The 13,245-nt window shown below is 64.3% G+C and carries 11 protein-coding genes and 1 pseudogene; 6 read left to right on the top strand and 6 right to left on the bottom strand.

The window, feature by feature from the left end; genetic code table 11:
- The first annotated feature begins 7 nt into the window (after positions 1-7).
- Together ACN0X6_RS22025 and ACN0X6_RS22020 are read left to right on the top strand one after the other, a co-directional pair.
- The gene (locus ACN0X6_RS22025) at positions 8-541 is read left to right on the top strand and encodes a DUF3833 domain-containing protein (protein WP_160016700.1); all 534 of its coding nucleotides are present in this window, start codon (positions 8-10) and stop codon (positions 539-541) included.
- Positions 538-1,236, top strand: coding sequence for an SDR family NAD(P)-dependent oxidoreductase (locus tag ACN0X6_RS22020; protein ID WP_417707249.1), 699 nt, complete (start codon positions 538-540; stop codon positions 1,234-1,236). Before ACN0X6_RS22025 ends, ACN0X6_RS22020 begins: the two co-directional genes overlap by 4 nt.
- Positions 1,237-1,263: 27 nt before the next feature.
- Here ACN0X6_RS22020 and ACN0X6_RS22015 read toward each other — a convergent pair whose 3' ends face one another.
- Complete coding sequence (locus ACN0X6_RS22015; protein ID WP_417707247.1) at positions 1,264-1,815, bottom strand: TetR/AcrR family transcriptional regulator; 552 nt, start codon at positions 1,813-1,815, stop codon at positions 1,264-1,266.
- Between the two features lie 172 nt (positions 1,816-1,987).
- On the opposite strand from ACN0X6_RS22015, the gene ACN0X6_RS22010 reads away from it, so the two are divergent.
- The 3 genes from ACN0X6_RS22010 to ACN0X6_RS22000 are packed head-to-tail and all read left to right on the top strand — an operon-like array spanning position 1,988 to position 7,715.
- Positions 1,988-3,157 carry a MexC family multidrug efflux RND transporter periplasmic adaptor subunit gene (locus ACN0X6_RS22010; RefSeq protein WP_417707245.1) on the top strand — a complete coding sequence of 390 codons (1,170 nt, stop codon included), beginning with the start codon at positions 1,988-1,990 and terminating at the stop codon, positions 3,155-3,157.
- 15 nt (positions 3,158-3,172) lie between these two features.
- A complete protein-coding gene (locus ACN0X6_RS22005) occupies positions 3,173-6,310 on the top strand; it encodes a multidrug efflux RND transporter permease subunit (protein ID WP_417707243.1) in 3,138 nt (1,045 codons plus the stop codon).
- Positions 6,311-6,314: 4 nt separating this feature from the next.
- Positions 6,315-7,715: an efflux transporter outer membrane subunit gene (locus ACN0X6_RS22000; RefSeq protein ID WP_417707242.1), complete on the top strand. Its 1,401-nt coding sequence runs from the start codon at positions 6,315-6,317 to the stop codon at positions 7,713-7,715.
- A 73-nt stretch (positions 7,716-7,788) separates the two neighbouring features.
- Here ACN0X6_RS22000 and ACN0X6_RS21995 read toward each other — a convergent pair whose 3' ends face one another.
- Positions 7,789-8,190, bottom strand: a complete 402-nt coding sequence (locus ACN0X6_RS21995; RefSeq protein WP_417707240.1) for a hypothetical protein — start codon at positions 8,188-8,190, stop codon at positions 7,789-7,791.
- 117 nt (positions 8,191-8,307) lie between these two features.
- Here ACN0X6_RS21995 and ACN0X6_RS21990 point away from each other — a divergent pair, with 117 nt between their 5' ends.
- Positions 8,308-8,985 (top strand): DUF4197 domain-containing protein, encoded by a 678-nt coding sequence (locus ACN0X6_RS21990; RefSeq protein WP_417707239.1) that lies wholly within the window; start codon positions 8,308-8,310, stop codon positions 8,983-8,985.
- A gap of 185 nt (positions 8,986-9,170) precedes the next feature.
- On the opposite strand, the gene ACN0X6_RS21985 is transcribed toward ACN0X6_RS21990, so the two are convergent.
- From ACN0X6_RS21985 to dctM, 4 genes and pseudogenes are all read right to left on the bottom strand, one after another.
- Entirely contained in the window at positions 9,171-9,953 is a 783-nt protein-coding gene (locus ACN0X6_RS21985; protein ID WP_417707237.1) for an EAL domain-containing protein, read from the bottom strand.
- 185 nt (positions 9,954-10,138) lie between these two features.
- Positions 10,139-10,324, bottom strand: coding sequence for a hypothetical protein (locus tag ACN0X6_RS21980; protein WP_417707235.1), 186 nt, complete (start codon positions 10,322-10,324; stop codon positions 10,139-10,141).
- Positions 10,325-10,524: 200 nt separating this feature from the next.
- The gene (gene acs / locus ACN0X6_RS21975) at positions 10,525-12,486 is read right to left on the bottom strand and encodes an acetate--CoA ligase (protein WP_417707233.1); all 1,962 of its coding nucleotides are present in this window, start codon (positions 12,484-12,486) and stop codon (positions 10,525-10,527) included.
- Between the two features lie 224 nt (positions 12,487-12,710).
- Positions 12,711-13,245: pseudogene (gene dctM / locus ACN0X6_RS21970) on the bottom strand (C4-dicarboxylate TRAP transporter large permease protein DctM); the annotation flags it as partial.

Below are 13,245 nucleotides of genomic sequence, written 5' to 3'. Positions count from 1 at the left end.
GTATCGCATGAAAACCCTGTTGATTGTGCTGAGCAGCCTGCTGCTGATCAGCTGTGGCCAGGTCCCGGTCGAGCGCTACGCCAACGAGAAGCCGGTGCTGGATCTGCCCACCTACTTCTCCGGGCCGGTGCAGGCCTGGGGCATGTTCCAGGACCGATCCGGCGAAGTGATCAAGCGCTTTCACGTCGATATCCAGAGTCGGCGCGAGGGCGACAAGCTGATCCTCGACGAGCGCTTTCTGTACAGCGACGGCACTCGCCAGCGGAGGGTCTGGACGCTGACGCCGGACGGCGCCGGCCGCTGGATCGGCACCGCCGACGATGTGGTCGGCGAAGCCATCGGTGAAGTGGCCGGCAACGCCTTGCGCTGGCGTTACCACCTCAATCTGCCGGTGGATGACAGCACCTACGTCGTCTACTTCGACGACTGGATGTACCTGATGGACGACGACACCCTGATCAACCGCTCGGTCATGAGCAAGTTCGGCATCGAACTCGGTCAGGTCACGCTGTTCTTCCGCCGCGGCGCTGCCACGCCATGACCCTGCACAGCCTGGGCAACGGCTACAGGGCGCTGGTGATTGGCGCCAGCGGCAGCATCGGCCAGGCCTTTTGCCAGCTGCTGCGTGCCGACCCCAACTGCGCCAGCGTCCGTGAGCTGAGCCGTGGCAGCTTACCGGCGCTCGATCTGGAAGCCCCCAGCAGCATCGCCGAAGCCGCAGCGACCCTGGCGGACGAAGGGCCGTATCAGTTGATCCTGCATACGGCTGGGTTGCTGCACCGACCCGGCATCACGCCGGAGAAAAGCCTGTCCGCCATCGAGGCCGATGCCTTGCAGGCCGTCTTTCAGGTCAATGCGCTGGGGCCGGCCCTGATACTGCGCCACTTCCTGCCGCTGCTGGACCGACAGGGCGCCATGGCCGTGCTCTCGGCCAAGGTCGGCAGCATTGGCGACAACCGCCTCGGTGGTTGGTACGCCTACCGAGCGTCCAAGGCGGCGCTGAACATGCTGATCAAGACCGCCGCCATCGAGCTGGCACGCAGCAAGCCCAGGGCACGGCTGCTCAGCCTGCACCCCGGCACGGTCATCTCTCCCCTGTCGCAACCCTTTCGCGGTGCCAGCGCTGCGCGTCCGGCCGAACTGGCCGCCGCAGAAATGCTTAGGGTGATCGATGCCTTGGGGCCCGAGCACAGCGGCAGCTTCCACGCCTACGACGGCCAGCCCCTGCCGTGGTGACGACCGCCAGGCAACGGGGCCTGGGCATCAGGGGCGTGACTGCCCGGCGCCCTTGAGAAAGAACTGTTCCAGCACCGCCAGCGAACGCGCACTGGCGGCGCGGCCACGGCGCTCGGCATCGACCACGCCATAGATCAGCGACACGAACAGTTCGGTCAGCAGCTCGGCGGTGATGTCGATGCGAAAGTACCCCTCCTGCTGGCCGCGCAGAAAGAAGCTGTCCAACGCATCGGTGTAGGCGATCCAACGCGCACCGTCCTTGTCCGGGTCAAGGCTGTCCGGGCGGTACTGGAAGATCATGAACACCAGCAATTCGCGGTGCCTGAGGTGATTCTCGATCAGGGTGCGCAATGCCTGCGCCACATCGGCGACCTGCAGGTCGGCGTCCTCGATCACCTGATTGAGCGCGGCCTGGCTGTGATTCATCAGGCGCTCGACCAGGCTGTCACGCGTGCCACAGAAACGATGCAAGGTGGCCTTGCTGACGCCCGCCGCCTCGGCCAGATCCTTCAGCGTCGCCCGCGGGCGGTCGACGATGGCAACGGCCAGGGCCTTGAGCAGTTTTTCATCATTGGACATCGCAGGCCCTCCGCTTGAGCAGCGCGCATTGTGCAGAAAAAGTCCCCAGACTCAACGGGGACTTACAATTTTGCTCACAGAAGATCCATATGAGTCAATATTGACTCATTTCAGCCAAGGCATGATCATTCACGCCTTTCAAGGACAATGGATCTCACTCCAGGTGACAGGCATGAGCAGAATTTGCGGACGTTACGTTTTTTCAGTGGTCACGCTGCTGGCGGCAATCGGCCTGGCCGGCTGCGACCAAGGTGAGCAAGGCTGGAGTGAGGCACCACCACGCGAGGTCGACGTGCTGACCGTCAAGACCGAGCCGTTCACCCTGATCGCCGAACTGCCGGGCCGTATCGAGCCGGTGCGAGTGGCCGAAGTACGCGCCCGGGTCGCCGGCATCGTGCTAAAACGCACCTTCGAGGAAGGCGCCGACGTCAAGGCCGGCGACCTGCTGTTCCAGATCGACCCAGCGCCGTTCAAGGCCGCCCTGTCTCGTGCCCAGGGCGAACTGGCCCGCGCCGAAGCGCAGCTGTTCCAGGCGCAGGCCACGGTCAAGCGCTACGAGCCGCTGGTGAAGATCGATGCGGTCAGCAAGCAGGACTTCGATGTAGCCAGGGCGGCCCTGCAAAGCGCCCAGGCCGACAAGCGTTCGGCGCAAGCCAGCGTGGAAACCGCACGCCTGGATCTGGGTTACGCCGAAGTGCGTGCGCCCATTGCCGGCCGCATCGGCCGCGCCCAGGTGACCGAGGGCGCTCTGGTCGGCCAGGGTGAAGCCACCCTGCTCGCCCGTATCCAGCAGCTCGACCCGGTCTACGCCGACTTCACCCAGCCAGCTGCCGATGCCCTGCGTCTGCGCGCCGCCATCGCCGACGGCAAGGTCGCCGGGGCGGCCGATCAGCCGTTGTCGCTGCGCGTCGATGGCACCGATATCGAGAGCAAAGGCACCCTGCTGTTCACCGATATCTCGGTGGATCGCAGCACTGGCCAGATCGCTCTGCGCGGCCGTTTCGACAACCCGCAAGGCGTGTTGCTGCCCGGCATGTACGTGCGCGTGCTGACGCCGCAGGGGCTCAATCAGAACGCCATCCTGGTGCCGCAGCGCGCCGTTCAACGCTCCGCCGATGGCCAGGCCAGCGTGATGTTGCTGGGCGAAGGCGACACCGTCGAGCTTCGCCAGGTCACCACCGGCGCCATGCAGGGTTCGCGCTGGCAGATCAGTGAAGGCCTCAAGGCGGGTGACAAGGTCATCGTCAGCTCGCTGTCGGCGATCCGCCCCGGTGCCAAGGTGGTGCCCCGCGATGAAGGCGCGCCAGCGTCCGACGCCGCCAGCCAACCCAAGGCGCAATAAGCCGGAGTCCATGACATGACGCCCCAGTTTTTCATCAAACGCCCGCGCTTTGCCTGGGTGGTCGCGCTGTTCATCTCGATGGCAGGCTTGCTGGCCATTCCGTTTCTGCCGGTGGCCCAGTACCCCAACGTGGCGCCACCACAGATCACCGTCACCGCCACCTACCCCGGCGCTTCGGCTCAGGTACTGACCGACTCGGTGACCAGCGTCATCGAGGATGAGCTCAACGGCGCGAAGAACATGCTGTACTTCGAGTCGACCAGCAACGCCAACGGCATCGCCGAAATCACCGTGACCTTCCAGCCCGGCACCGACCCGGACCTGGCCCAGGTCGACGTGCAGAACCGCCTGAAGAAGGCCGAGTCGCGCATGCCACAGGCGGTACTCACCCTGGGCATTCAGACCGAGCAGGCCACCGCCGGCTTTCTGCTGGTCTACTCGCTGCGCTACAAGGACGGCGACAAGAACGCCGACACCACGGCGCTGGCGGACTACGCCGTGCGTAACGTCAACAACGAGATTCGCCGCCTGCCCGGCGTCGGCAAACTGCAGTTCTTCGACTCCGAAGCCGCCATGCGCGTGTGGATCGACCCACAGAAACTGGTCGGCTATGGCCTGTCCATCGACGACGTCAATGACGCGATCCGCACTCAGAACGTCCAGGTACCGGCCGGTGCCTTCGGCAGTACGCCAGGCTCCAGCGAGCAGGAGCTGACCGCCACGCTGACCGTCAAGGGCACGCTGGACAACCCGGAGGAGTTCGCCGCCATCGTGCTGCGCGCTAACCAGGACGGCTCGCGCCTGACCCTGGGCGACGTCGCACGCATCGAAGTCGGCCGCCAGGATTACAACTTCGGCTCGCGCCAGGATGGCAAGCCCTCCGTCGCCGCCGCCGTGCAGCTGGCTCCCGGCGCCAACGCCATCCAGACCGCCAAGCTAGTCAAAGAGCGTCTGACCGAGCTGTCGGCGAACTTCCCGGACAACGTCGAATTTTCGGTGCCTTACGACACCTCACGCTTTGTCGACGTGGCCATCCAGAAAGTCATCACCACCCTGGCCGAAGCCATGGTGCTGGTGTTCCTGGTGATGTTCCTGTTCCTGCAGAACCTGCGCTACACGCTGATTCCCACCATCGTGGTGCCGGTGTGCCTGCTCGGTACGCTGACCTTCATGTACCTGCTGGGCTTCTCGGTGAACATGATGACCATGTTCGGCATGGTGCTGGCCATCGGTATTCTGGTCGACGACGCCATCGTGGTGGTGGAGAACGTCGAGCGGATCATGGCCGAAGAAGGCCTGGCGCCGCTGCCGGCGACCATCAAGGCGATGGGCCAGGTGTCCGGGGCGATCATCGGTATTACCCTGGTGCTGTCGGCGGTGTTCCTGCCGCTGGCCTTCATGGCCGGCTCGGTCGGGGTGATCTACCAGCAGTTCTCGCTGTCGCTGGCGGTATCTATCCTGTTCTCCGGCTTCCTGGCGCTGACCTTCACCCCGGCGCTGTGCGCGACGATTCTCAAGCCGATCCCTCAGGGTCACCATGAAAAAACCGGCTTCTTTGGTTGGTTCAATCGCCAGTTCACTCGACTGACTGGCCGCTATACCGCGTTGAACAAGACCCTGGTGCCGCGCGCCGGTCGCTTCATGTTCATCTATGTCGGCATCGTCGTGCTGATGGGCTTCTTCTACCTGCGCCTGCCGGAATCCTTCGTGCCGGTCGAAGACCAGGGCTACATGATCGTCGATATCCAACTGCCGCCGGGCGCCACCCGCGAGCGTACATCGGCAGCAGGTGAAGAACTGGAAGCATTCCTCGCGTCTCGCGAAGCGGTAGCCACGTCCTTCCTGGTGCTGGGCTTCAGCTTCTCGGGCATGGGCGAAAACGCCGCCATTGCCTTCCCGCTGCTCAAGGACTGGTCCGAGCGCGATAGCTCGCAATCCGTGCAGGCGGAAACCAGCGCGGTCAACGCTCACTTCGCCAACCTCGATGACGGCGCGATGATGGCCGTGCCGCCTCCGCCTATCGAAGGCCTGGGCAATTCCGGCGGCTTCTCGCTGCGCCTGCAGGACCGTGGCGGCCTGGGCCGTGAAGCGCTGCTTGCCGCCCGCGACCAACTGCTCGGGCAGGTCAACGGCAACCCACTGTTCCTCTACGGCATGATGGAAGGCCTGTCTGAAGCGCCACAATTGCGCCTGGTCATCGACCGCGAGAAAGCGCGCAGCCAGGGCGTCGCCTTCGACTCGATCAGCACCGCGCTGTCCACCGCCTTCGGCTCTGCGGTGATCAACGACTTTGCCAATGCGGGTCGCCAGCAGCGTGTCGTCGTGCAGGCCGAACAGGCCGCGCGGATGACCCCGGAAAGCGTGCTCAAGCTGCATGTGCCCAACGATAGCGGCACCCTGGTGCCACTGAGCGCCTTCGTCACCACCCGCTGGGAAGAAGGCCCGGTACAGATCGCCCGCTACAACGGCTACCCGTCGATCCGCATCGCCGGCGACGCCGCCCCCGGTGTCAGCACCGGTGACGCCATGGCAGAACTGGAGCGTATCGCCGCCGAGTTGCCAGGCGGCATCGGCTACGAATGGACGGGGCTGTCCTATCAGGAGCGGGTCGCCAGCGGCCAGGCGGTGATGCTGTTCGCGCTGGCCATCGTGGTGGTGTTCCTGCTGCTGGTCGCGCTGTACGAGAGCTGGGCGATTCCGCTGGCGGTGATGCTGATCGTGCCGGTCGGCGCACTCGGCGCGGTGCTGGCAGTGACCACCGTGGGCCTGCCCAACGACGTGTACTTCAAGGTCGGCCTGATCACCGTGATCGGTCTGGCAGCGAAGAACGCCATCCTCATCGTCGAGTTCGCCAAGGACTTGTGGGAAGACGGCTACTCGCTGCGTGATGCAGCCATCGAAGCAGCGCGCATGCGCTTCCGCCCGATTCTGATGACCTCCATGGCGTTCATGCTCGGCGTGGTGCCACTGGTGATCGCGTCCGGCGCAGGCGCTGCCAGCCAGCGCGCCATCGGTACCGGTGTGCTGGGCGGCATGTTCAGCGCGACGCTTCTCGGGGTGATTTTCGTGCCGATCTTCTTCGTCTGGGTGCTGTCGCTGATGCGTGCCAAACCTCAGCAAACCGACAACCATCCCCTGCACAAAGCGGAGTAATGCGATGACCTCTCACCTCATACTCCGCCCCGCTCTGCTGACCCTGGCTATCGCCCTCGGCGGCTGTTCCCTGGCGCCGACCTACGAACGCCCGGCTGCGCCGGTGGCGACAAACTGGCAGGTGGCCAATGCCAATGGCACCCGCGCGCAAGCGCTGGACTGGCAGACCTTCATCGTCGATGCCGACCTGCGTCGCGCGGTGGATACCGCGCTGAACAACAACCGTAGCCTGCGCCAGGCCCTGCTGGACATCGAAGCGGCGCGCGCGCAGTACCGCATCCAGCGCGCTGATCGACTGCCGTCGCTCAATGCCAACGCCACGGGTAACCGCCAGCGCCTGCCGGCCGACCAGTCGCAAACCGGCCGTTCTGAGGTCACCAGCGTCTACCAGGTCGGCCTGGGTCTGGCCGAGTACGAAGTCGACCTGTTCGGCCGCGTGCGCAACCTGTCCGAGTCAGCGCTGGAGACCTATCTGGCCACCGAGGAGGCCACCCGCGCCACGCAGATCAGCCTGATTGCCGAAGTGATCCAGGCCTACCTGACCCGCGATGGCGCGCTGCGCCGCCAAGCGCTGGTGGAGCAGACGCTGGAAAGCCGCCTAGCCTCGCTGGAACTGGTCAGCAGACGCCGCGAAGTCGGCGCCGCCACCGCCCTGGATTATCAGGAGGCGGTCGGCCTCGCCGAGCAGGCCAGGGCCGAGCGAGAAAGCACCGAACGCCAGCTGCGCCAGGCGGACAACGCCCTCGCACTGCTGCTCGGCACGCCAGACGCCGGGCTATTCTTGCCGTCGACCCCACGCGACGAGCTGATGGTGCTGCAAGACATCGCCCCCGGCACCAGCTCGGAACTGATCGAAAGACGCCCCGACATTCTCGCCAGCGAGCACCGCCTCAAGGCGCGCAATGCCGATATCGGCGCGGCCCGCGCGGCGTTCTTCCCGCGCATCAGCCTGACCGGGTCGGTGGGCAGCTCCAGCACCGAGCTGTCCGGGCTGTTCGAGGGCGGCTCGCGGGCCTGGAGCTTCGCCCCGACGCTGTCGCTGCCGATCTTCGCCGGCGGCCGCAACCGCGCCAACCTGGATCTTGCCGAAGTGCGCCAGGACGCCGCCGTGGCCGACTACGAAGGCACCATCCAGACCGCCTTCCGCGAAGTCGCCGACGCCCTCGCCGCCACCGACACGCTGCGCCGTGAAGAAACCGCACGGCGTGCCCTGGCCGAGTCCAGCCGAGCGGCCGAAACCCTGGCCGAAGCCCGCTACAGAGGCGGTGTGGATGACCACCTGCGCTACCTGGATGCCCAGCGCAGCAGCTTCAACGACCAGACCACGCTGATCCAGATCAGCACCGAGCGCCAGCTGGCGCTGGCCGACCTGTTCCGGGCGCTGGGCGGTGGCTGGCAACGCTAACCTGCTCACCGCAACAAACGACAAGGCCACGCATCAGCGTGGCCTTGTCGTTTTCGATCAATGCGTACTCGACCTAGCCAGCTCCCAGCAAATCGTTGGCATCGAGCAGACGCCAGGCGATTTCCGGCCTTTTCTCCATGGCCCGGCGGATTGCCGCCGGAATGCTCTGCCGGGTCTTGCGGCACAGCCCCGGATGCGCCTCGAAGTGCATGTGGATGCCGCGCATGCTGCGCACCTCGCCATGGGCCGGCTCGATATGCAGGCGAATGCCCAACTGCTCGAACATACGCTGCCGCATGCGCTCGAGATCATCCAGGCTTTGCAGGTTTTCCAGACGCTCGAGCAGGCGCTGCTCCTCACTGCGGTTCAGCAGCAAAATGCGCGTGTCGGCGCCAGGCCTGTCCAGCAGCTCATCGCGCTGACAGTCGCAGGCACCCGGTGGGCAAGGAGTACGCAGAGGCAATGGTGAATTCATGGCCCTGATCATAGCCATAGCCAAGCGCGCTGCCCATCCACCCCCATCGCCTGGCTTGTCAGGGCGGCAGACTCCGTTAAGCTCACAGTATTTCCCCCCGATGCAAGGATGAACATGATGCTGCGCCTCACGACTCTCGCCGCTGGCCTGCTGCTCTCGGCCAACGTCTTCGCCCTGTCCCTCTCCGACCTGAGCCAGCAGGACGCCAGTGGCGGCCTCAAGGATGCGCTGATCCAGGGCGCCCAGGTGGCCGTCAAGCAACTGGGCACGCCCGGCGGCTTCAGCAACAACCCGGACGTGCGCATCGAGCTGCCCGGCACGCTCGGCAAAGCCGCCAAGACCATGAAGATGATGGGCATGGGCGCCCAGGTCGATCAGCTCGAAGCGAGCATGAACAAGGCCGCCGAGGCCGCCGTACCGCAAGCCCAGGCGTTGCTGGTCGACGCAGTGAAGAAGATGACCGTGGCCGACGCCAAGTCGATTCTCGGCGGCCCGCAGGACTCGGCCACCCAGTACCTGAACAAGAGCAGCCGCGAGCAGATCCGCGCCAGGTTCCTGCCCATCGTCAAGCAGGCCACCGACCAGGTCGGCCTGGCCCAGCAGTACAACGCCTTCGCCGGCCAGGCCGCCAGCTTTGGCGTGGTCGATGCCAAGAGCAGCACGGTGGAAGGCTACGTCACCGAGCAGGCGCTCGATGGCCTGTTCGAGATGATTGCCCAGCAGGAAGCCAGCATCCGCCAGAACCCGGCCGGTGCCGCTACCAGCCTGGCGAAGAAGGTATTCGGCGCGCTCTGAGAAAAGCCCCTGACGCCGGATGCCGGTCGGATAAGCGTCCAAAGCGGCCTTTCGCAGGAGCCCCGCCCCGGGGCGAAGTTGTTCAGTTGCGCGCCGCCCTCATTCGCGGCGCGGCGCCGCTGCTGCATGTTCGGTGCATCGACGCTTGACTGACCGGCATCACCTGGCGCCCCGGTTGCTGGTCGCTAGCAGGGCAGGCAGAGTCTGTCCAACGCAGGCCTGGCGAAGAAAAAGCCCTGCATGTAGCGGATACCAAGCTCGATCAGCGCATCACGCTCGCCTGCACTTTCGATGCCCTCGGCGATGATGCGAATGCCCAGGCGCTGCGCGACCAGCACGATACCGGCGACGATGGCCTGGCGCACCGGGTCCTGATCGATGCCTCGGGTCAGGGCCATGTCCAGCTTGAGCACGTGCGGCTGGAACTCGGCCAGCAGGTTGAGCCCGGAGTAGCCGGCCCCGAAATCGTCGATGGCGGTGGTGAAGCCCTGCTTGCCGTACTCGGCGAAGATCTGCTTGAGGTGCTCGGCATCATGGATCTGCTCGCCCTCGGTCACCTCGAACATCAGCCGCTCACGCGGGAAGTCGAAGCGCCGCGCCGCCTCCAGCGTGGCGCGGATGCAGGTCTCGGCGCGATACACCGCATTGGGCAGAAAGTTGATGCTGAGCAGGCAATCCGGGATGTCGAGCAGCCCGAGCTTGGCGGCCTGCTCGATGGCCTTGACCCGGCAGGCCTGATCGAACCGGTAGCGGTTGCCATCATTGACCCGTCCGAGCACTTCCCCGGCGGACTCACCATTGCAGCCCCGTACCAGGGCTTCATAGGCGAACGGGCGCTGCTGCTCGATATCGACGATCAGTTGAAAAGCCATTGTGAAGTCGAACCCCAGGGCCTCGGCGTTACGGCATTCGGCGCAACCCACAGGTCGAAACGGCTGAGGAAAGATGCTCTGGCTGGCGCTATCCATCGGTGCTTCCTTATAAAACACGGCTTGCAGACTGGCTCATTGTCAGACTAGTCAAAAGCGAAATGAAGCCACCTGTTTTTCCAAGGTCAAAGCCAGTTGGCGCAAGCCTTGCGCGGTGCGCGATGTGTCGACCACCGCCTCGCTGGTTTCCATGGACAGCTGTGCGATGCGCTCGACAGTGCGCGCTACATCCACTGGCGACCCTCTGCTCGCGCATGATCGACCTCACCGACCACCCTGGCGCAAGCCTGGCGAATGGTGACGATGGCATCACCGGCCTGGCTGGCCTGCTGCCCCCACTGCTGACCCGCTGCACAGCGATTGCCCCGACCTGCGTACAGGCTCTGGGAGATGTTGAGAGTGGCAAACATGAGCACCGCCGAGTCGTCAGGCAAGAACCGACAGCAGTGCCTTATTCGATCACACCAAATGGCATTGCGCCATTATGCATATCGACAGAATAATTGTACAAATCAAATATTATGTACAAGTTTAAGCGAAGCCTGCCCCATGGAAATGAAAAGCCCCGCCGGGCTTCTGGCCGGGCGGGGCTTTCGTTTGCCGTTGCCGATCAGGCGCAGGCGGCTTGCATCTGGCGATGCGTGTCGATGAGGTGCTGCACCACGCCAGGATCGGCCAGCGTGGAGATGTCGCCGAGCGTATCGTATTCGGCGGTGGCGATCTTGCGCAGGATACGGCGCATGATCTTGCCCGAGCGGGTCTTCGGCAGGCCGGGGGCCCACTGAATCACGTCCGGCGTGGCGATCGGGCCGATCTCCTTGCGTACCCAGTTGCGCAGTTCCTGACGCAGTTGCTCCGATGCTTCCTCGCCAGCATTGAGGGTGACGTAGACGTAGATGCCCTGCCCTTTGATGTCGTGCGGTACACCGACCACCGCCGCCTCGGCCACTTTCGAGTGGGCGACCATGGCGCTCTCGATCTCGGCGGTGCCCATGCGGTGGCCGGAGACGTTGAGCACGTCGTCGACGCGGCCGGTGATCCACCAGTAGCCGTCTTCGTCGCGGCGCGCACCGTCACCGGTGAAGTACATGCCACGGAAGGTCTTGAAGTAGGTGTCGACGAAGCGGTCGTGGTCGCCGTACAGGGTACGCGCCTGACCCGGCCAGGAGTCGATGATCACCAAGTTGCCTTCGGCAGCGCCTTCGATGATGTTGCCCAGGTTGTCCACCAGCGCCGGCTGTACGCCGAAGAACGGACGCGCAGCGGAGCCCGGCTTGAGGCCATGAGCGCCCGGCAGCGGAGTCATCAGGCAGGCACCGGTCTCGGTCTGCCACCAGGTGTCGACGATCGGGCAACGGCTCTGGCCGACGTTCTCGTAGTACCACTGCCAGGCTTCCGGGTTGATCGGCTCACCGACCGAACCGAGCAGACGCAGGCTGGAACCATCGGCGCCTTCGACCGCAGCCTTGCCCTCGGCCATCATGGCGCGAATGGCAGTCGGTGCGGTGTAGAGGATGTTGACCTTGTGCTTGTCGACGATCTTGGCGACGCGCGAAACGTCCGGATAGTTCGGCACGCCTTCGAACATCAGGGTGGTGGCGCCGTTGGACAGCGGTCCGTAGACCAGGTAGGTGTGGCCGGTGACCCAACCGATATCGGCGGTGCACCAGAAGACTTCGCCCGGCCGGTAGTCGAACACGCGCTCATGGGTCAGCGAAGCGTATACCAGGTAGCCGCCAGTGGTGTGCAGCACGCCCTTTGGCTTGCCGGTCGAACCGGAGGTGTAGAGGATGAACAGGGCCTCTTCAGCGCCCATTTCCTTGGGTGCGCAGACACTGCCTGCGACCTTCATCAGGTCTTCGTACCAGATGTCACGATGCTGGTTCCACTTGATTTCGGAACCGGTGCGCTGCACCACGATGACCTTCTGGATACTGCGGGTCTCGGGGTTGGTCAGCGCATCGTCGACGTTGGCCTTGAGCGGCACTTTCTTGCCGCCACGCAGCCCTTCGTCAGCGGTGATCACCACCTTGGACTGGCAGTCGATGATGCGGCCGGCCAGCGCCTCGGGCGAGAAGCCACCGAACACCACCGAGTGGATCGCGCCGATGCGTGCACAGGCCAGCATGGCCACCACGGCTTCCGGGATCATCGGCATGTAGATGGTCACCACGTCGCCGCGGTGAACGTCCTGGCCACGCAGGGCGTTGGCGAACTTGCACACTTGCTCGTGCAGTTCGCGGTAGGTGATCTCCCGGTGTTCGGACGGATCGTCGCCTTCCCAGATGATCGCGATCTGGTCGCCGCGCTCTTCCAGGTGACGGTCGAGGCAGTTGTAGGAGACGTTCAGGGTGCCGTCGGCGAACCACTTGATGTCAACGTGGTGATCGTCAAAGGTGGTCTGCTTGACCTTGTTGTAAGGCTTGATCCAGTCGATTCGCTTGCCCTGCTCACGCCAGAAACCCTCGGGGTTGACCACCGACTGCTGGTACATGGCCTTGTAGGTGGCCTCGTCAGTGAGGGTCCGCGCGGCCACTTCGGGACGCACAGGGTAAAGAGACGCAGCACTCATGGAATCACCTCGACGGGGAGTTGTTTTTGTATGGTGCATGTTGTATCCCCCGACCCTTCGTAAGGCCATTCGACCATGGTCTTACCGCTCTAAGACCATGGTCTTGAGGCCCTGCCCGGCTTATGAAAAGCCACTTCGACAGTGTCATGGATATATCGCGGCACGCAGATAAAAAAACCCGGCACAAGGCCGGGCGCAGAGGTAGACGCGGTAAAGACGGTTGCTCAGCTCATCCCCAGCCAGTTCGGCAGCGTCATGGACACGGCCGGGATGTAGGTGATCACCATCAGGAAGCTGATCAGCAGCATCAGCCATGGCAGTGCGGCGCGGATCACCGCCGTCAGCGGCATGCCCGTCACCGCCGAGGTGACGAACAGGTTCAGCCCCACCGGTGGCGTGATCAGGCCGATCTCCATGTTCACCACCATGATGATGCCCAGGTGGATCGGGTCGATGCCCAGCTGCATGGCGATCGGGAACAGGATCGGCGCCAGGATCAGGATGATCGCCGACGGTTCCATGAAGGCACCGGCGATCAGCAGCACGATGTTCACCACCAGCAGGAACTGCCACGGCTGCAGACCCAGATCCACCACCCAGGCGGTGATCTGTTGCGGAATCTGCTCGGTGGTCAGCACGTGGGCGAAGAGCATGGCGTTGGCGATGATGAACATCAGCATGATGGTCAGCTTGCCGGACTCCAGCAGCACCTTCGGGCACTCGCTGATCTTCAGGTCCTTGTACACGAACAGGGCGACG

This window comes from Pseudomonas sp. (genome assembly GCF_048269965.1).
Classification (GTDB): Bacteria; Pseudomonadota; Gammaproteobacteria; order Pseudomonadales; family Pseudomonadaceae; genus Aquipseudomonas.
This window is presented reverse-complemented; position numbering and strand designations above follow the sequence as displayed.